Here is a 16,902-nt window from a genome sequence, read left to right as displayed (position 1 = left end):
TTACCATATCAAGGTCTCCTTTTCGGTAACCTTCAATATGGCGCAACGTTATTTCTCAGAATACCTTTCGGTTACATTTAATTCGGCGCAATTCGTGGACAAATCGTCCAGTTGCATCACCAGTGCACGCAAAATATGCTTATGGGCTACGATGAGAACCCGCTTTCCCTGTCGAATTTCTGGCAGGATTACCTCCTCCCAGTAGGGCAGCACCCGCAAGAGGGCTTCTTGCATGCTCTCAGTAAGGGGCAATTCCTGCCTGTCGATATTCGAGTAGCGCAGCTGATTTCCCGGGAATCGCGCGTCACAGGGGTCGAGCGGCGGCGGCCGCGCATCAAATCGCAACTGGGAGCCAAGGATGGGCCAGACGCCGAATTTCCTGATTGCCTTCAGGGGATCGATCCCTTCCAGGGCACCATAGTGGCGTTCGTTCAAACGCCAACTCCGCCGTACGGCCGATTGATCGACTCCCATCGCTTTTAATACGATACGCAGCGTTTCAGTAGCCCGTTGGAGTTCCGAGGTAAAGCATACATCGAACTTATATCCCGTCTCCCTGAGCAGGCGGCCAGCTTGCTCGGCCTCCTGCTCACCTCGTGGTGTCAGGGCAACATCATTCCAGCCGGTAAAACATCCATCCCGGTTCGAGATACTTTCCCCGTGGCGCAATAGGACGAGTTGTGTCATGTGCTGACTTACCTGCCTAAGCGAGATAAGTGGTAATTGACGCTCGGGCTTTGAGTATCAAAAGGGCACATGCTCTCTATTTTTTCGTTCTTGGACGTCCGGTCTGAAGCCGTCTCTGAGTATATACAATCTCAGTATAGACAACCATAGATAAAACGCGGTCAAAAAGCCAATCCCAGATGAAATATTGATAAAAAAATCGAACCGTCGAGTCAAAGGTCCGGACGTTCTGCCAGCTCGCCAGCAGGTAGAATATCCGGTAGCAGATAACACTGATACCGGTTGGTACAGGGGGCGTGAGTAGCTTACGGTTCAGGCAAGATGAGCGTCGACAGACAGAGTATCTTCGCAGGAAGGCGATACTGAAAGAATGGTGTGTGACAGGTGTTCAGGATGGCCGGTAACCTGGACAAAGCGATGAAAGCCGGAGCCGCGTATTACTTTATGCCCCAGTAGGAAGCGATATGATCGATGATAAGACGGTTGGTTTCAGCATCGATCTCATAAGTCCGCTTGAAGTCCGGAGGTCCCGGCCAGCCCGAATCCGTAAATTCCCTGGCGTTGAAATACTTTGTTTTCGCATAACGAGGGATGACATGGAAGTGCACATCCGGATCAACCATCATCAACATCAGGTAATTCAGCCGATCGTAATTGAAAGCCTTGGCCAAAGCGGACTCTAGCTGCGTTATCACCTGATGAAGCTCAGTAAAGCTTTCCTGGCCAAGTTCCGAAAGTGAGCGAGCTGGCTCATGAGCGGCCAGAATCAGGGAACCAAGCGTTAGCTGGGCGGGACGCAACATGACGCTCCAGTATTGGTATTGATGAATTATTGTCTGTGGCGCGCCAAACTTCCGCATGGTTGCGTTAAAGGCGGGGATATCCGGCGAGACATTGGTCATCGAAGAATCCATGAGATTTGGTAGCTGATGAGTTTGTCTTGCGAGGCTGGAGCCAATATTGAGTATTGCTCGCAGGATACTATGCAAAACATTTCGGCACAATCGCCTGTCTTGCGCCTGGTGCAGGGAACGTTAAGGAGCTGTTATACAGGGAAAGTTAAGGAGCTGTTATCGAGGAGGCGGCGTTTTTCAATGTATAGTCCGAAGGGACTATTTGCGCCGCCGTAGCGAGGCGCTATTTTATTATTTTGAGGTTATCGATGGGGCGACATTTTGTAGTTGAAACTTAAGAAGGCTTCTTGACAACATGCGGTAACTGATCAACAAGCTGGAAAAATAATAAAAGCGCGGACGGATGTTTTTATCTGCTATCTTTCCTGACATGCTGCAGCGAATGCGAGGGTTCATGAAGATTATTAATGGTTTCAGCATTGACAGGATTACCCGGGACTTGAGTGGCGCGATGTGGATTCTTGCGCGACTACCGGAAGATAACTCGGCGGCGACGGCCATCCACCGGTGCTTCCAGCGCGAGGTCTGGCGTGAAATCAGCCCCCGCGAGCGTCTTATAGCTTGTGCGGCTCTGCCGTTCGTCCCATTCGTGGTTGCTGCGCTGGTAATGGTGTTTACCACGCTCAACGGAAGCGCCATAAAGAAGCGGACAGGAAAGGGAATCACTCGGCAAATGTGGGAGCAGATCGGTCTTGCAGCCCGGTTTGCGATCCTGTCTCCCTGGTACTATATCTTCGAACTGCACGACGACGACAAGAGAAAGCATGCTGGTGAGTACCTGAATCGGCTTGAAACAAAAGCCGGGCTGTATCTTTTTTTGCGCGACTACAATGGTGGACTTTCCATCCCCACCGAGCGGAGCACAATATGTATAAAAGACAAAGCACGTTTCATGGCCCGCTGCCGCGAGTTCGGAATCAAGACTGCGCCCATCCTCCTGAGCGTGGAGAAAGGAGAGGTCACCGCAGTCGATTGGAACGGACCGGGGTTGCCCGAGATCGATCTCTTCGTGAAACCGCTGTATGGACAAGGGGGAAAAAATGCCACGCGCTGGGATTACCTGGGCTCGGGGAAGTTCCGGCGCAACGATGGCGAAGTCGCTACTGAGGATCAAGTACTTGAGGGTCTGCGGAAGGCCTCTTGGCAGAATATTTTTCTGGTGCAGCCGCGCCTCGTAAATCACCATGAGATTGCCGACCTCGCCAATGGTACGCTGGCGACTGTTCGTGTGATGAGCTGTCGTAACGAGCAAGGCGGATTCGAAGTTACCAACGCGGTTTTTCGCATGGCGCGGAATAGCGCCGTCATTGTCGACAATTTCCACGCCGGAGGAATCGCTGCCAACGTGGATATCCACACCGGTGAACTAGGAAGAGGAGCTTGCGGGGCATGGGGAGCAACTGCGGATGGCTGGTATGAGCGGCATTACGAAACGCACGCTCAGATACTGCAGCGCAAGCTTCCGTGCTGGCCTGAGCTGATAGAGCTGGTGCAATATGCCCACGCCAGCGCCTTTTCCGATCAGGTAGTGATTGGTTGGGACGTCGCCCTGCTCGATAGCGGTCCGTGCCTTATCGAAGCTAACAAAGCACCGGACCTGGACATTATCCAACGGATCGGTAATGGCCCCGTAGGTAACGAACGGCTTGGGAAACTTTTGGCGTTTAATTTGAGACGAACTGTTGAGACCAAGTATGCCCGCGCAGAAGTATGCTGACATTCGCCTTAAGTGTGGCGAGGACTGCCACCGTATCGCTTTCCGCATCAAATGACGCAGAGAAAACTCACGCGCGTGAGTTGTCGTTCTTCCCAGGCGCCAACGGTCGTGCCTGGCTATTCATCCGTAATAAGTTCAGCTTGTATAGATGGGCTCTGCAGGATTCCATTCCCCTTCGTTTCGGCGAAAAGCGCTTCAGCCCGTGCCAGATCCGCGGCGAAATCAATTTCACACCAAACATGCCCGGATACGGAACAAGCATTGACCACTTGTTTATCAGCCAGGCCGTCAATGATGCTTAGATACCAGAATTTAAGCGCAGCTTGATGTCGAAGTGCATTCTCGACTGCGCCGCGGAACAATTGCGGTCCGCGATCCCGGAAAAAAATAAGACCGATAGACTCGGCATCGGTTTGAGCCGCGGATAAAGTTTTGCTTACGTGCCTGACCCATCCTTTTTCATCCAGCTGGACTTTCATGTCGTCCGTATCATAAGTGGACTTGTAATCTACCCCCAGGGTAATAGGGGCGGGATCCGAGTTCAGCATCTTCGCCAGCACAGCCGCATCAAAAACGGTATCCCCGTTCAGAAGCAGAAAATCGCTATCCATTACAGAACGCGCAATCCAGCAACTAGCCAGGTTATCGGCAACCTCAAAGAACGGATTAAAAATCGTACTGATCGGAGCGTGATTTGCATAACGCTGTTGCAATCGAGTTTCGACCAAGCTGGAATGAAAACCGGTCACGACAGTGATTTCGTCTATGCCTGCTGCCAGCAAGGTATCGATCTGCCGCTCAATGATTGGTTTGCCCGAAACGGGCAAAAGACACTTTGGCATGTTTTCAGTTAGCGACAGCAGCCGCCGTCCCTGGCCAGCGCCGAGAATAATCGTTTTAGGCATTTTTTCTTTACTGCCCATCATATCCGCTGGTTTTTGATGCTTCAAAAATGTCGTTAAAGTTTGATGCTTCTAAGTAATTATCGCCATTCATCCACTCAAATTCAGAGGGAGGGGAACCGAGCCCGCTTCGCAGGCTGCTGAGCGCGCTAGAGTGGATATTGCGATAGGAACCTCAAGTACTCCTTGGGAACTGTCCATATTGTACTCGTCCCGTTAAGCTTAGGGAGTATCTCGATAAGCTCTTCGCGGAATTCGCATCGCGGGCTGCCACCCTCTCGTGAGGATCTTTCGTATTATCCTGAATCAGGCGGTGGCCCCGTAGCGAACTCACAAAGAAGGTGAAGCTCACGGGGTATGAAAAATCTTTTCGGTCATAGCGCTCGGTTGACAAATGAGCTGACAAATAATCTGGAAAATGAACGGTCAACTGTCCGATTCCGGATTATGAGGCTTCGAGACTTCCGCCAGCCATTGCGGCGGCTATTTCTTTGTCGTTAGAGGACATTCTGACCTTGGACGGTTCGCTGATTAAACCGTTGGGTCAGGATATCAGGTGAGCAGCAGGCTCAGATCGGGCAATATGTCTACGTGCGCAGGAAAGGGATTTTTATCCCCGGGACGCACGCGGCCCAGGAATGCGACATTGTTAAGCTGTGCGCTTTGATAGTCGATCAACGCGTCGCCTATCATCAGCACACGCTCAGGCAAGAGCGTGTGATTCGATAAAATATCCGCGATCAGCTTCTGTTTTGGCGTGGGGGAGCCGCACACAGCGGTAAAATAGGAGGCCAGACCCCGGCGAACGACAATCGTTTTGAGTTCCGCTTCCGGTGTGCCGGAAGCGACAAATAAAGGAATGCGTGTTGCTTCTTTACGGATCAGCTCCGTCGCACCAGGTACCGCGTCACTGGCAATCACGGCCTCAACGACCAGTTCGGAAAAACGACGATCCAACTCCCGTTCTTCATCCGGAGTCAGCGGTGGTTTTTCTAAAAGATGCTCCTGGAAATGACGAAATTTGTGGTAGCGCGACATGCCTCCGTGCAAGCTGTGATACTGCATCACCGCAGTCATCACTGTTTCCCCGTAGCTTCGATAGAGATCGCCGAAAGCTTGTGTCTTGATTTCACCAGATTCGACCACCACGCCATCGAAATCGAAAATGATGGCTTGCCACGCCGCTGTGTTCATGCTTTATTGTCGGACGCCAAGGGCGTCGCCTCGTCATCTTCACCTGAGTGGTGCATGGTCCTGTGGATATCCCGCAGACAATCCAGTAATCCCTGACCCAGATCGACATGTTCGTTAAGTACCAATTTGCGGCCAATACGGGGTTGAAATGCATAAGGAGTAACCTCGTAATGGTGTCCCGCACGCGCCTCGTCGAAATGTAATTCGATCTTCCAGGGCATGATTTCAGAAATCATGGTCATGACGTCCTTGATGCGTAACCGCTCCTGGCCGGTCAAGATCAAATGACGATTGGCAAACTCTGGCGCGAGCACCTGAACACTCATGCGCGCCGCATCCTCAACATGGATGTATTCGCGGATTGCCTCACCGCTACCGTGGTACGTTATCGAATGACGGTCCACCGCTTCATGCAGCATACGGTAGATTCCATTACGTGCGTCAGCACGCCTGCCGTACAATGATCCATACCGTAAAATACTATAGTCCAGCCCGTAGCGCTCATGATAAGTCTCAATAAAGCGTTCTGCCGCCTGCTTGCTGGCACGATAAAAAGAGCCAGACTCGGAATAGACATAAATAGTGCTGGCAAAAACAAATCGACGCGCCCCGGCAAGACGCGCTGCTTCCAGGGCGTGCATATTACCTAATACATTAATTGTAGCGGTCGCCAGTGGCTTATCGTTGGCTTCATCAATATCCGCAATGGCAGCAAAATTATAAACAACATGAGCACCCTGAGCCGCTTTCGTCACTTCATCCAGATTCATGATGTCACCGATGATCATCTCCTGATCGGGACGCTGATAAATCGATGGGCGGCGATCAAACAAGCGCACGCGATAGCCGGCGTTGGATAACGCATCGGCCACATGGCTTCCCAAGAAGCCGCTGGCGCCATACACGATCGCAATTTCGTTAGGCATTTCCGTGTTGCCTGTCTTTCATCACATCCGCTTTAGCCAGCCCCTGAAGCAGATTCTCCGCGGCTTCCACCTCCATTCGCTGACGTGCTTCCTTGGCGTGGGAACCAATATGGGAGGTAAGAATTGCCGTTTCACATTTTAGTAGCGGGCCGTGATACGGTTCCTGCTCGAAAACATCGAGTGCGGCAGCAGCCAGGCGACCGGAAATCAAGACCTCCGCAAGCTCGGCTTCATCGATAAGGCCTCCTCGGGCCGTATTTATCACTACAGCACCTGGCTTCATGCGCGCGAGCGCCGCCTTATCAAGCAAGTGGTGCGTGTCGGCCCCATAAGGCACGTGCAGGCTGATGATATCCGCTTCCGCCAGAAGGTCTTCCAATGGTACCAATCGTACTCCTTGCGGCGCCTGCTCCACATATGAATCATACGCCACGATCTTGGCCTCAAATGCCTGGCACAGCCGCGCGACACGCCGCCCGACGCGTCCCAGTCCGATGATGCCTACCCGCTGGGCAGCGAGCAGACGTCCCTGCGTCCGCGGCCATTTGCCCGCATGAAGCAATCGATCAGTCTGGGATATCTGCCTCAAGGCGTCCAGTATCAGGCCTAGGGTGAGTTCAGCAACTGCCTGCGCCGGGGCCTCTGGCGTGTTAAGCACAGTGATACCGTGACGTTCTGCAGCCACAAGATCTACACTGTCCACGCCGCTTCCGCAGCGAGACACCACTTTCAGGCTTCTGGCGGAGGCAAAGACGCGTTCTGTCAGGGGTTCGATGCCCGCAATCATCCCCACGGTATCCGAACCCAGCAAAGCGATGGTTTCGTCTTCCGTAAGTTTGCGACCATGGCTGTTCTTGGTGATATGCATGCCGTCTTTTAGCAAATTCTGGAGAGCGGGATTGTTGTCCACGTCAAACGATGAAGTGGAGATAACGAGTTTATTCATAAACCTTCTCTTATATTCTGCATATGGCTTCGGCAAAGGGTGTCCAAAATACGAATATCCAGACCATAGCCAAGAAAACTGAAGCCGGCCTGGATGTAATGACGCAGTTGGTCCAGATCCGGCTCAACGACGTGGATGCCTCCCGATTTGCCGAGGCGACGCCCGGCTTCATGTACCCGTTTTATCGCCGACTGGACTTCGGGGTAATCCAGTTCGCCTGGACGCCCCATGGACCCGGATAGATCGTACGGGCCAATGATATAAGCGTCAACTCCGGGAACCGAAAGTATGGAATCGATGGCATTGACTGCATCGATATGCTCAATCATAACGACCACAATCGCATTATCCTCCAGCCAACGCCGATATTCCTGAAATCGTGCACCGTAGCCTTGCGCGCGGGCCAGACCCACGCCCCGCTGACCCCGCGGCGGGTAATAGACGGCTTGCACCGCTGCTTCCGCATCCGCCGCGGTTTTGACCATGGGAACCATCACGCCGGTTGCGCCGGCATCCATGACACGCTTGATCTGGTCAGGATGATTTGAAGTCAACCGCACGATCGCTGGGCATCGCTGGCCGTCGAGCACCTGGATCAGCATTTGAACGTCGCTTAGCTCCAGGACGCTGTGCTCTGTATCCAGGACGAGCCAGTCAAAACCGGCCGCAGCCATGATCTCTGCGATTGTTGGATGCCCCAGGGTGATCCATGAACCAATGGTCAGCGCATTTCTGGCAAGTTTCGATTTTAATTGCATAGCTATGCCTTAGAAGGCCGCAAGAACAGGCCTGTGTTTGTGAGTATTTGATTCAATATGAGGTCAGCAGTGGGTCAGCCTCCATCAACCTGGCGACACGCTCCAGATCGGCCTGAGTATCTACCGCCTGCGTATTGAACTGGGTTCTCACCATCTTCACCCGATAACCGTGCTCCAGCAACCGCAGCATGTCTACGGACTCCAGTTGCTCTAATGGAGTTGGCGGTAACCGGGCGAAATCAAGCAATGTTTCACGGCGGAAGGGGATAATGCATACCTGCTTATAGGCGAAAGTATGCGGGGAATCCAACTGGGATGAGGCCGGCACCGTCGGTATCGGCTGGCGCGACATATAGAGAGCGTCACCCTGCTGATTCATCACTACCTTGATTGTGTTGAAGTCATGGAAGTCAGCTTTATTTTCAATGGCGCGCACGAGATTAACGCAGCCCAACCGGGGATCTTGCCGGAATGGCTCTACCGCGGCATCGATCATTTCCGGGTGGGTCATCGGTTCGTCGCCTTGTACCATCACAATAAGTTCAGCATCAAGGCCGGCCACGGCCTCGGCAACCCGATCGCTCGCACGCTCATGAGTGTCGGCAGTCATTATTACGGCAGCGCCAAAATCCTCCGCCACTCGCCGGATTTCCTCGTCGCAAGTTGCTATGTAAGTAGCATCAAGGGATCTGCTAAGGGCAACGCGCTTGTAGACATGTTCCAGCATTGAACGCCCCAACAGTTTTGCAACCGGTTTTCCGGGAAAACGCGATGAACCCATGCGGGCTGGGATTACAGCAATTGTTCTCATTGGTAAATCATGTTAATTAATGTCTATCAGATAATAGGTGCATTTTATTATTGGCCGTCAATTATCGGCCCTATACATTAGTATCGGAACCAATCGGCTTACGAATGGCTTTTTTGAAGCTCGTTTTTATCGTGTCCATTCCTGTCGCCAGGAAAAATACCCTGCCGGAACTTGAACCTGAACCAGAACCAGCTTTCTATAGTAACAGAAGTTTGTGGAGTAAAAATACCGGCTGTGCTAGTAAACGAATATCGCCCCGTGTACAATTACGCGCATTTTCGTCGCAAGAAACAAATGGGAATAATCAATGAAATGACGGATATACTGCTTTTTGCCATCAGCACGCAAAGAATGAAAGCGCGAGTATGAAGGCTCTTTTTTTTCTACGCCATTATAACGATATAGATCATATTACACCTGTAATTTCCAGGTGGGTCGGTTCTGGTCATACCTGTGACATTGTTCTGATAGGCAACTCGCGGTTTCGTAATGACTATCGTATCAAATTCCTGAAGGGACTCAATGGTGTTCGCATGGCGTACATCGCTGACGTGTTGACCCCTATCGAATTTTTGGGGTGGTTTTTTCAGACACTGATATTGATCCGCAGCTTGCGCCGCCCATTCATCGGTCCAATCATGAAGGTGCTGGCGGAGGTTTTCAATGCCAAGAGACGTGAGCCGATCTGGCGGAGTACCGCCAACCGACTGTTGAGGCGCAGCTTTGGCGAAAGTAGCGAGGGGGTAGTAGTATTCGACTGGATAGAAAGAAATTCATCCATCTGCGTGGAGTGGGTCAAGGTGGTGTTATCGACGGCGCGCGCCATGGGTCTGGGCACGGTTTCGTTGCCGCATGGGGATAGTCCTCATGCGAGTCAGTTGATCAGGCGCCGCGAACTGACCCTGGAACCCGACACCACGTTTGCCAATGCAGGAATTTTCGAAAAAGTGGTGGTGCCTAACGAATTATGCTCGGTGCGCTTTCGTCCGTTTATGGATAACCAGAAGCTTGCCGTACTGGGTTCACCACGCTATTGCGACGAATGGCTTGCCAAAGTGGCCGAATTGATGCCGCCTTCGCCACTGACCCGTTCTGATAGCAAGCTCAAAGTGGTGATGTTTTTGAGAAAGAGTAATTTTTCAACGTTCTGGGAGGAAGTAGGCGAGGTCGTGCGCATCGTTGCCGGCTTTCCGGGGGTGGAGCTGATAATCAAGCCCCATACCCGCGGTGGGTGGCAGCAATCCCTTACGAAGGACATGTCCCTGCGGCGTTTGCCTAACGTGAGCGTGGCGGGAGATATTCATTCCATTTATCTCATGAATTGGGCGGATGTAATAATTGACCTGGCTACCTCGGTTGTATTTGAGGCGGTCAAAAGGAAGAAGCCAGTATTGGCTGCGGACTATCTTCATGCTGGGCGTTCCGCACTGGCTGAATTCATACCTGAGGCAGAGTTGCGCTGCCGGGATGACGTATATAGAAATATCGAAAGGTTTCTTTCCCACGGCTGCGATTCTTTTTATATAGAAGAGCATCGCCAACGCTTCGTGAGGGAAATGATCGATGTTGGTGGTCCCGACGTATTGTCCCGTTATGTTGCACTGCTGGAAGGGCAGGTGCGGTCAAAAACCAGCCAGAACCGGGATCATCCGCATGATCGTGCCGCTAAACTCGCTTTCGCTTGATTAGCCTCTGCCGGCCGACGTTCCAAGGAGATTACTGACCCGTATGTCGGCACAGCCATCCATTGACGTGGTAATCCCGGTCTATAATGCGCCAGCGCTGACGCGGCATTGCATCGATTCTGTCGTTGCATGTCTCAGTGAATCGATCCGGCATATTTATGTGCAGGATGATGCGTCCGATGTCGAGACGCGCATGATGCTCGATCAATTGCCGTATGAACAGGTCTACGTTCATCACGCACAGAAAAATCAGGGCTTCGGTGCGTCGGTAAACGAGGCAGTCGGTCGCTCCGACGCGTCTTTCGTATTGATACTCAACTCGGACACGACGTCAAGCGAGGATTTTCTGCCGACGCTGTGCGCAGCGATGGCGGCAGACCCGCAGCTAGCGGTCATTATTCCCGCCGGCAACGACTATGCCAGAGACAATCTGGACCGGTATGTGCGCGAGCCCGGCGGTTATATTCGTACCCACCGCCTGCGGGGCCATGCATTCCTGATCCGACGTCACGTTTTCCAGGAAATCGGCGGTTTCGATCCGGCATTCGGCCGCGGATATTATGAAGATATCGATCTTGGCCGCCGCCTTGACCTGCGCGGTTGGCGCCTTGGCGTACACCCTGGCGCAAGGATACAGCACGAGGGTGGGGGGTCTTTCGGCCGTGGCAGATCTTACAAGGCGCTGGTAAAGCACAACCGCAGCCTTTATTTCGCGCGCTATCCTAACGCTTCACTTAATATCCTGCTTCTGTCGGCCAATTGCCCGCCGACACATTTTCCTCCGGATCTTCTTGATGCGCTTGATTACGTGTTTCGGGAAGGAGGTTACGTTTATTGGGTAACGCCGGAGCCGGCGCGACTGCTTCTTTGCTTGCAGATGCGCAGCTACGCCATGGGCCTGGAGGTGGTGGTAAGGCTCCTGCTGCGCAGCTGGCGCGAAGAAAAGCGCGTCTCCCAAATATGGATGCTGCCAGATACTTCGCGTCTGCTACGTATGTTGATCATGCCGTGGGCGCGTATCTGCGGCCTCGAGGTTTTGTCGTGGGAGTGGGCTTCGGCAGCGCAGAGCGTCACCCCGAAGTTAATGTCTAAATAACTCGTCTGCCTCGGTGAAAGATTGAATGGGATGGAAAGGATATCTACGAAGCGTGTGTTTCGAACTTTATTCCCGGTATCTCCCACATCATTCCATTGCCAAGTCATGGATTTAGCCCATATTTTTGAGGTCGTTATGCGAGGATGAGATGCGGGTAACCATACTCGGATGCACCGGTGGCGTGGCGGCGAATTTAAGAACCACTTGCCTGATGCTGGATGACGACATTCTGGTTGATGTGGGTACCGGCGCGGGGGATTTAACGCTGGCCGAGATGCTGCGTATCAATACGGTATTTCTTACTCATTCGCATCTCGACCATGTGGGCTTGCTTCCCATGGTGGCGGATATGGTGGGGCCGCGTCGTGAGAGGCCGCTCACGGTTTACGCATTGGCTGAAACTATTGCCATCCTGAAGCAGGATATGTTCAATTTTCGCCTTTGGCCCGATTACACGGTATTACCTTCATCTGACAATCCGTATGTGGTATTCCGGCCTGTGACAGTGGGACAGAGCGTCGATTTGTCGGGAAGGATGATCACTCCGCTCCCGGCGCGGCATGCTGTGCCGGGTGTGGGCTATCAGCTTGATAGCGGCAAGGCAAGTTTTGTATTCAGTGGCGACACAACTTACCATGAGCCGTTCTGGAATACATTGAACTCAATCAGCAACCTGCGCTTTCTGATGATTGAAACGACCTTTCTCAACCACAACGTTGTGGGTGCCGAGGCTTCTGGCCATATGCGCCCTGAACTGCTGGCCCAGGGGTTAAAGCAGCTCAACAAGCCGGTCCAGCTTCTGATCACTCACATGGAACCGGGCAATGAGGACGCGACTATGGCGGAAATTCAGGCAGCAGCAGGAGAATTCAAACCCGAGAGATTGAAGCGCGGGCAAATATTCGAGTTCTAACAGCCTGTCGGACTTAAGGAATCGCAGCGAAAAAATGAATGGTTGAGGGCAGATTTTGAGGGTTTTGAGGGCCAATAGTTATTCTATTGGCCGAAAAAGCGGCGAAATATGAACTAGCTAGACGCTTTTGCAGCCGATTTCCTTTAAGTCCGACAGGCCGCTAGAGACTCTCGAAAAGATTTTCGGCGAAGCGCCCGGTTCGCCGATGAGTTGGACGGCTGAGCTGCTAAAGTGGACTACAACCACTTTTTCCAGCGGAATAGCGCCAGCATCCCCACACTGATCACTGCCATTGCTCCCAGAACCGCGAAGAATCCCCAGTACCAGTCAAGCCCAGGCAAGTGTTGGAAATTCATCCCATAAATGCCGGCTATCAGGCTCAGTGGCATGAATATGGTTGTAATAACGGTGAGAACCTTCATTACCGTACTGATGCGGTAGCTCACGCTGGACATATAGATGTCGAGCATGCCACCTGTCACGTCGCGTAGAGATTCAACCGACTCGATGATGTGAATAGTGTGATCATAGACATCACGCAGGTAAAGCAAAGTATTGCGGGTGAACAGCGGCGAATCCCCTCGTTGCATGGAACTGATCACTTCGCGTAATGGCCACAGCGATTTGCGTAAAAAAGCATTTTCCCGCTTCAGGTGATAAATCGAATGCAGAGTGGTAGGTTGAGGACGGGCTATCAGTTCCGTTTCGAGTACTTCGATTTTTTCATCGAGTCGCTCAAGAATGACAAAATAGCTATCCACGATGGCATCAATCAAGCTATACATCAGAAAGTCCGGACCCAGGTTTCGTATCTGGCCTTTTCCCGAGTGTAAGCGCTCACGCAGCGACCCGAATTGAACCCCATCCGTTTCCAGGAATGAGAGCACGAAATCTTTTCCCAGCACCAGGCTGATCTGGTCAGAGGTTATCATTTCTTCTTCACTTTTGCGCTCATAGCCGAAGGTTTTGAGTACCACATAAATATAGTCGCCGTAGTCCTCCAGTTTCGAACGCTGCTCGGTATTGAATATATCCTCCAGCACCAGCGGATGAAGATTAAAACACGCACCGATTTGTTCCATCATACCGATGTCGCCCAATCCACGGACGTCGATCCATTTGATGCCCGGCGCGAGCTTAATCTTGTCGGCCAGCTCAGCAGTGGTTACCTCATATTCGCGCGTACTATTCGTATCGTAATTCAGCAGGGTGATGCGAGGCGCGACATTTTTTTTTATGCCGATATGCACCAGCGTGCCTGGAGCAAGGCCTGCTTTTGTCGATCTCTTTCTGGAGTGTGACGCCATCGTGGATGATATGGGTTAGGTACCGGCTGCGTTCGGGGCGGCTTTATCGGCTATGCGCGCCTTGCTTCCCTCCAGCCGCTTTATACGAAAATTGAAACCGAGCGCGGACCATTGCTCAATTTCGGCGGACAGCGCTGTATCAGTCAAGGGATTGCGTTCCAGCCATTTCCGTTCGATGTGTAAATCGAATTCTTTGCCGCTGAGGCGAACTTCCAAATCCGGCAACTGGATATCACTACGACTGCGATGGAACAGCGCAGCCAGACGAAGTGCCAGGAGCAGAGCGAAGTCCGGGGGGTCGGTAATAAATTCCCGCATTTTGCTTGCAACCCCCCTATGGGCGAGGGCAAGCGCGCTCAAGCGTTCTTGTTCTTTTCTTGAGAAACCCGGCATATCAGCGTTACCGAGAATATAGGCCGAATGTTTGTGATAGCCGGAATGGGCTACTGAAATTCCCACTTCATGCAGCCGCGCCGCCCACGAGAGAATTAGCAGCAATTCCGTTGCTTCATCAGGAAAATCCGTCAACAGTTGTTTACCAAGCAAAAGGGCCAGCGATTCCACCCGCTTCGCCTGGGCAGAATCCACTCGATAGCGCTGCATAAATTGTCTTACCGTAACTTCGCGCATATCGCGATTATGGAAGCGCCCGAGCATATCGTAGAGCACGCCCTGCCGCAGTGCTCCCATGGCCTGAGACATTCGGCGTATTCCCAGCTCGGAAAATACTGCCGACATGATGGCGAAGCCGCCAACAATAACGGGCGCCCGGTCAGCACGGAGTCCCGCAAATTCCAGCTTTCTGATATCGCCAACCTTGAGCAGGCATTCGCGAAAATTTTCCAGCCCTTCCAAGGTGAGGTCCCCGTCGTCGCCTTCTTTAGCGAGATTGTTCAGCTTGATGATGTCGCCCAGCGCGCGCGCCGTACCGGATGAGCCAAACGCGTCCTGCCAGTGGATACTGGAGAACTCTGCGGCGATGGCTTGCACTTCACTGCGCGCTGAGAGTTCGGCTCGCCTCATCGCACCCTTGGTAATCTTTCCATCTGGAAAAAAACGCAGGCTATAACTGACGCAACCCATATACAGGCTTTCCAGTTTGACCGGTTTCAGGCGATTGCCAATGATCAACTCGGTAGAGCCGCCGCCAATATCCACAACCAGGCGAGCGTTGCTTGAGGCGGGAAGACAGTGCGCGACTCCCAGATATATGAGCCGCGCTTCCTCATACCCCGCGATAATTTCGATGGGGAATCCCACGGCCGCCTCCGCTTTTTTTAGAAATGCGGGGGCGTTCCTGGCTACTCTAAGCGTATTCGTACCGACTGCACGTACCGTGTGCGGCGGAAAACCCCGCAGACGCTCGCCGAAACGTTTTAGACAACCTAAAGCGCGTTCCTGAGAATCCTCATCCAATTGCCCGTGGGGGGTAAGGCCGGCGGCAAGTCGTACCATCTCGCGTAAACTGTCCAGCGGATATAGCTGCTTACCCACTACGCGCGCGACTTGCAGACGAAAGCTGTTTGAGCCGAGGTCTACCGCCGCGAGAGTGGAGTATTCGAGCATGGATTTTCGGGTGTGCAAATATCGCGGGATTTATTCCCTTACTTCCCGTTCAATTTCTTCAACGGTAACATGGCGTACATCCCTGCCCTTGACCATATATACCACGTATTCCGACATATTCTTGGCGTGGTCGCCGATTCGCTCGATGGCTTTTGCTATAAACAGGATTTCGAGAGCGGTAGAAATTTTGCGCGGGTCTTCCATCATGAAAGTGATGAGCTGGCGCATGATAGAACGGAATTCCTCATCTACCAACTCATCCTGGCGCACGACCTGAGCCGCTGCTGTCAGATCCAGACGGGCAAATGCATCAAGTGATTTCCGCAGCATGTCCAGCGCGATGTGCGCAACATGCCTGATCTCGACGAATCGCGGCATATGCATCCGGTCGGTCTGGTATATCAGCTTGGCCATGCGTGCAATCTTCTCGGCTTCATCACCGATACGCTCCAGATCGGTAATGGTCTTGATGACCGTCATGATCATGCGTAAATCGCCGGCTGCCGGCTGCCGGCGGGCAATGATCTGGCTACAAATTTCGTCGATCGAAACTTCCATGGCATTGACGCGATGATCATCGGCAATGATACTTTCTATCAGGCACTCGTTTCCGCTCGTTAACGCCTCAATGGCTTTCTCGATCTGCTCTTCCACAAATCCACCCATATGCAACACGCGGGTCCTTACGGCCTCGAGATCGGCGTCAAACTGCTTGGATATATGTTCGCTACTCACCATCGCACACCTGCTGATCGATTGAAAGCAAAGAATGACAAGAAATGTTACTCGCCGGTTGTGACAATTTTATGTTCCTCACCCCGTATAGCCAATTGTTTGGACGCCGCTATCGCTGCTAAGCAATAGCACGTCCGCGCCGCGCTTTGCGAATAACCCGTTGGTAACGACCCCGGTAATCTGATTGAGCGCTGCCTCCAGTTCAACCGGGTTAAGGATTTGCAGTCCCTGTACGTCAAGAATGATATTGCCATTGTCCGTGATGAAATTTTCGCGCAGCCTGGGCTGGCCACCCAGCCGTACTATTTCTCTCGATACATAACTACGTGCCATCGGGACAACTTCCACAGGTAGCGGAAATTTACCGAGCACATCAACCAGTTTGCTTTGGTCGGCGATACAGACGAATTTTTTTGCCACCGCAGCGACGATTTTTTCTCGTGTCAATGCCCCACCACCCCCTTTTATCATGTGCAGGTGTTTGGTAATTTCGTCCGTTCCATCCACATATACCGGAAGCACATCAACGCTGTTCAAATCCATGACCTCGATACCATGGCTGCTGAGCCGCCGCGCTGTTGCCTCTGAGCTGGCTACCGCTCCTTCAATTTTATACTTGACTGCGGCCAACTCATCTATGAAGTAATTTGCAGTCGTACCGGTGCCCACCCCGACTATGCTGCCCGCCGGAACATATTGGATGGCGGCCCGGGCGACCGCACGTTTTTGCTCGTCTTGGTTCATG

Annotated in this window: 16 protein-coding genes; 4 read left to right on the top strand and 12 right to left on the bottom strand. The window is 52.5% G+C overall.

The features are described from left to right. Positions 1-48 precede the first annotated feature (48 nt). Both BLS94_RS12865 and BLS94_RS12860 read right to left on the bottom strand, forming a co-directional pair. Positions 49-687, bottom strand: a complete 639-nt coding sequence (locus BLS94_RS12865) for a 2,3-bisphosphoglycerate-dependent phosphoglycerate mutase (protein ID WP_090961708.1) — start codon at positions 685-687, stop codon at positions 49-51. A gap of 437 nt (positions 688-1,124) precedes the next feature. Then, positions 1,125-1,589: an HIT family protein gene (locus BLS94_RS12860; RefSeq protein WP_090961732.1), complete on the bottom strand. Its 465-nt coding sequence runs from the start codon at positions 1,587-1,589 to the stop codon at positions 1,125-1,127. 406 nt (positions 1,590-1,995) lie between these two features. Here BLS94_RS12860 and BLS94_RS12855 point away from each other — a divergent pair, with 406 nt between their 5' ends. Beyond that, entirely contained in the window at positions 1,996-3,318 is a 1,323-nt protein-coding gene (locus tag BLS94_RS12855; protein WP_176767879.1) for a sugar-transfer associated ATP-grasp domain-containing protein, read from the top strand. Positions 3,319-3,434: 116 nt separating this feature from the next. On the opposite strand, the gene BLS94_RS12850 is transcribed toward BLS94_RS12855, so the two are convergent. The 6 genes from BLS94_RS12850 to BLS94_RS12825 all read right to left on the bottom strand — a co-directional run bounded on the left by BLS94_RS12850 (position 3,435) and on the right by BLS94_RS12825 (position 8,855). Further along, positions 3,435-4,223 carry a phosphocholine cytidylyltransferase family protein gene (locus BLS94_RS12850; RefSeq protein ID WP_256325431.1) on the bottom strand — a complete coding sequence of 263 codons (789 nt, stop codon included), beginning with the start codon at positions 4,221-4,223 and terminating at the stop codon, positions 3,435-3,437. 549 nt (positions 4,224-4,772) lie between these two features. After that, entirely contained in the window at positions 4,773-5,414 is a 642-nt protein-coding gene (locus BLS94_RS12845; protein ID WP_072766629.1) for an HAD family hydrolase, read from the bottom strand. Beyond that, the gene (locus tag BLS94_RS12840) at positions 5,411-6,340 is read right to left on the bottom strand and encodes an NAD-dependent epimerase/dehydratase family protein (protein WP_072766628.1); all 930 of its coding nucleotides are present in this window, start codon (positions 6,338-6,340) and stop codon (positions 5,411-5,413) included. The genes BLS94_RS12845 and BLS94_RS12840 overlap by 4 nt, the downstream gene beginning before the upstream one ends. Continuing rightward, positions 6,333-7,286: a phosphoglycerate dehydrogenase gene (locus tag BLS94_RS12835; protein ID WP_090961705.1), complete on the bottom strand. Its 954-nt coding sequence runs from the start codon at positions 7,284-7,286 to the stop codon at positions 6,333-6,335. The genes BLS94_RS12840 and BLS94_RS12835 overlap by 8 nt, the downstream gene beginning before the upstream one ends. Beyond that, on the bottom strand, positions 7,283-8,044 hold the full coding sequence (locus BLS94_RS12830) for an HpcH/HpaI aldolase family protein (RefSeq protein ID WP_090961702.1): 762 nt from the start codon (positions 8,042-8,044) through the stop codon (positions 7,283-7,285). Before BLS94_RS12830 ends, BLS94_RS12835 begins: the two co-directional genes overlap by 4 nt. A gap of 52 nt (positions 8,045-8,096) precedes the next feature. After that, on the bottom strand, positions 8,097-8,855 hold the full coding sequence (locus tag BLS94_RS12825; RefSeq protein ID WP_072766625.1) for a 3-deoxy-manno-octulosonate cytidylyltransferase: 759 nt from the start codon (positions 8,853-8,855) through the stop codon (positions 8,097-8,099). A 365-nt stretch (positions 8,856-9,220) separates the two neighbouring features. Between BLS94_RS12825 and BLS94_RS12815 the strand changes: the two genes are divergently transcribed. The 3 genes from BLS94_RS12815 to BLS94_RS12805 all read left to right on the top strand — a co-directional run bounded on the left by BLS94_RS12815 (position 9,221) and on the right by BLS94_RS12805 (position 12,549). After that, positions 9,221-10,540 (top strand): hypothetical protein, encoded by a 1,320-nt coding sequence (locus BLS94_RS12815; RefSeq protein ID WP_090961697.1) that lies wholly within the window; start codon positions 9,221-9,223, stop codon positions 10,538-10,540. A 43-nt stretch (positions 10,541-10,583) separates the two neighbouring features. Further along, positions 10,584-11,636, top strand: a complete 1,053-nt coding sequence (locus BLS94_RS12810; RefSeq protein WP_090961694.1) for a glycosyltransferase family 2 protein — start codon at positions 10,584-10,586, stop codon at positions 11,634-11,636. A gap of 148 nt (positions 11,637-11,784) precedes the next feature. Next, complete coding sequence (locus BLS94_RS12805; protein WP_090961690.1) at positions 11,785-12,549, top strand: 3',5'-cyclic-nucleotide phosphodiesterase; 765 nt, start codon at positions 11,785-11,787, stop codon at positions 12,547-12,549. Positions 12,550-12,785: 236 nt separating this feature from the next. On the opposite strand, the gene corA is transcribed toward BLS94_RS12805, so the two are convergent. The 4 genes from corA to rpiA form a co-directional block, all read right to left on the bottom strand. Continuing rightward, positions 12,786-13,856 (bottom strand): magnesium/cobalt transporter CorA, encoded by a 1,071-nt coding sequence (gene corA / locus BLS94_RS12800; RefSeq protein ID WP_072766621.1) that lies wholly within the window; start codon positions 13,854-13,856, stop codon positions 12,786-12,788. 15 nt (positions 13,857-13,871) lie between these two features. After that, positions 13,872-15,422: an exopolyphosphatase gene (gene ppx / locus BLS94_RS12795; RefSeq protein WP_090961687.1), complete on the bottom strand. Its 1,551-nt coding sequence runs from the start codon at positions 15,420-15,422 to the stop codon at positions 13,872-13,874. A 30-nt stretch (positions 15,423-15,452) separates the two neighbouring features. Beyond that, positions 15,453-16,160, bottom strand: a complete 708-nt coding sequence (phoU, locus tag BLS94_RS12790; protein ID WP_072766619.1) for a phosphate signaling complex protein PhoU — start codon at positions 16,158-16,160, stop codon at positions 15,453-15,455. Positions 16,161-16,235: 75 nt separating this feature from the next. After that, a complete protein-coding gene (rpiA, locus tag BLS94_RS12785; RefSeq protein ID WP_072766618.1) occupies positions 16,236-16,901 on the bottom strand; it encodes a ribose-5-phosphate isomerase RpiA in 666 nt (221 codons plus the stop codon). Position 16,902 lies beyond the last annotated feature (1 nt).

The sequence above is a fragment of the Nitrosospira sp. Nsp18 genome, assembly GCF_900103145.1.
Lineage (GTDB): Bacteria > Pseudomonadota > Gammaproteobacteria > Burkholderiales > Nitrosomonadaceae > Nitrosospira.
Note: the sequence above shows the minus strand (reverse complement) of the source record. Positions and strands in the feature narration are given on the sequence as shown.

What these genes read in the sequence shown, in the direction of transcription:
- BLS94_RS12840 (WP_072766628.1), bottom strand. Translation starts at nt 6,340, where the DNA reads ATGCCTAACGAAATTGCGATCGTGTATGGCGCCAGCGGCTTCTTGGGA.
- phoU (WP_072766619.1), bottom strand. Translation starts at nt 16,160, where the DNA reads ATGGTGAGTAGCGAACATATATCCAAGCAGTTTGACGCCGATCTCGAG.
- ppx (WP_090961687.1), bottom strand. Translation starts at nt 15,422, where the DNA reads ATGCTCGAATACTCCACTCTCGCGGCGGTAGACCTCGGCTCAAACAGC.
- BLS94_RS12810 (WP_090961694.1), top strand. Translation starts at nt 10,584, where the DNA reads ATGTCGGCACAGCCATCCATTGACGTGGTAATCCCGGTCTATAATGCG.
- BLS94_RS12830 (WP_090961702.1), bottom strand. Translation starts at nt 8,044, where the DNA reads ATGCAATTAAAATCGAAACTTGCCAGAAATGCGCTGACCATTGGTTCA.
- BLS94_RS12825 (WP_072766625.1), bottom strand. Translation starts at nt 8,855, where the DNA reads ATGAGAACAATTGCTGTAATCCCAGCCCGCATGGGTTCATCGCGTTTT.
- BLS94_RS12865 (WP_090961708.1), bottom strand. Translation starts at nt 687, where the DNA reads ATGACACAACTCGTCCTATTGCGCCACGGGGAAAGTATCTCGAACCGG.
- BLS94_RS12815 (WP_090961697.1), top strand. Translation starts at nt 9,221, where the DNA reads ATGAAGGCTCTTTTTTTTCTACGCCATTATAACGATATAGATCATATT.
- BLS94_RS12855 (WP_176767879.1), top strand. Translation starts at nt 1,996, where the DNA reads ATGAAGATTATTAATGGTTTCAGCATTGACAGGATTACCCGGGACTTG.
- corA (WP_072766621.1), bottom strand. Translation starts at nt 13,856, where the DNA reads ATGGCGTCACACTCCAGAAAGAGATCGACAAAAGCAGGCCTTGCTCCA.
- BLS94_RS12850 (WP_256325431.1), bottom strand. Translation starts at nt 4,223, where the DNA reads ATGCCTAAAACGATTATTCTCGGCGCTGGCCAGGGACGGCGGCTGCTG.
- rpiA (WP_072766618.1), bottom strand. Translation starts at nt 16,901, where the DNA reads ATGAACCAAGACGAGCAAAAACGTGCGGTCGCCCGGGCCGCCATCCAA.
- BLS94_RS12835 (WP_090961705.1), bottom strand. Translation starts at nt 7,286, where the DNA reads ATGAATAAACTCGTTATCTCCACTTCATCGTTTGACGTGGACAACAAT.
- BLS94_RS12805 (WP_090961690.1), top strand. Translation starts at nt 11,785, where the DNA reads ATGCGGGTAACCATACTCGGATGCACCGGTGGCGTGGCGGCGAATTTA.
- BLS94_RS12860 (WP_090961732.1), bottom strand. Translation starts at nt 1,589, where the DNA reads ATGACCAATGTCTCGCCGGATATCCCCGCCTTTAACGCAACCATGCGG.
- BLS94_RS12845 (WP_072766629.1), bottom strand. Translation starts at nt 5,414, where the DNA reads ATGAACACAGCGGCGTGGCAAGCCATCATTTTCGATTTCGATGGCGTG.